Source organism: Micromonospora sp. ABR4_055 (genome assembly GCF_056160425.1).
This window is the reverse complement of the sequence record NZ_JBSWXD010000355.1, coordinates 1-478: the sequence shown is the minus strand read 5'-3', so window position 1 is coordinate 478 and position 478 is coordinate 1. Positions and strand designations below refer to the sequence as shown.

Annotated in this window: 2 protein-coding genes; one reads left to right on the top strand and one right to left on the bottom strand. The window is 78.7% G+C overall.

Annotated elements, in window-relative coordinates:
* On the top strand, positions 1-180 hold a 180-nt coding region (locus ACXAHD_RS32370), incomplete at its 5' end, for an SEC-C metal-binding domain-containing protein (RefSeq protein WP_475055219.1).
* A 20-nt stretch (positions 181-200) separates the two neighbouring features.
* On the opposite strand, the gene ACXAHD_RS32365 is transcribed toward ACXAHD_RS32370, so the two are convergent.
* Positions 201-478, bottom strand: a 278-nt coding sequence (locus tag ACXAHD_RS32365) for an Rv3235 family protein (RefSeq protein ID WP_475055218.1), incomplete at its 5' end; no start/stop codon positions are given.

Sequence of the window (478 nt, the reverse complement as noted above, 5' to 3'; positions counted from 1 at the left end):
GGCCAGGGCCGTCCACCCGCCGCCAGCCGACCGGCGGCCGGTCCGCCGGTGCCGGCGGCGGCTGGCCGTCGAGCCACGCCCGGCCAGGCCGTCAGCAGCAACGGGCCGTCGCGCAACGCGCCCTGCCCGTGCGGGTCCGGCAAGAAGTACAAGCGCTGCCACGGCGCTCCCGGGGCCTGATCCCCGGCGAGTGTGCCCGGTCACACGACGTCGACTGTGACGGTCAACCAGCCGGTGGGCCGGCGCTCCAGCCGGAAGGCGAGCGCCCAGCTGCGCTCGGTGGTGCCGAGCACCGCGACGGCCTCCGCGACGCCGCTGGCCGGCTCGCAGACCCGCAGTTGACGGACCCGGAGCAGCTCGGCCGTGCGCCGCTTACCCCGGGTGACCGGCGTTGGCTGCGGCGATGCCGGCCCGCGTCGGACCCGGCCCGGGTCGTCCGGTCTCCGGGCCCGGTCGACGGCGGCGGCCAGCTGCGCGC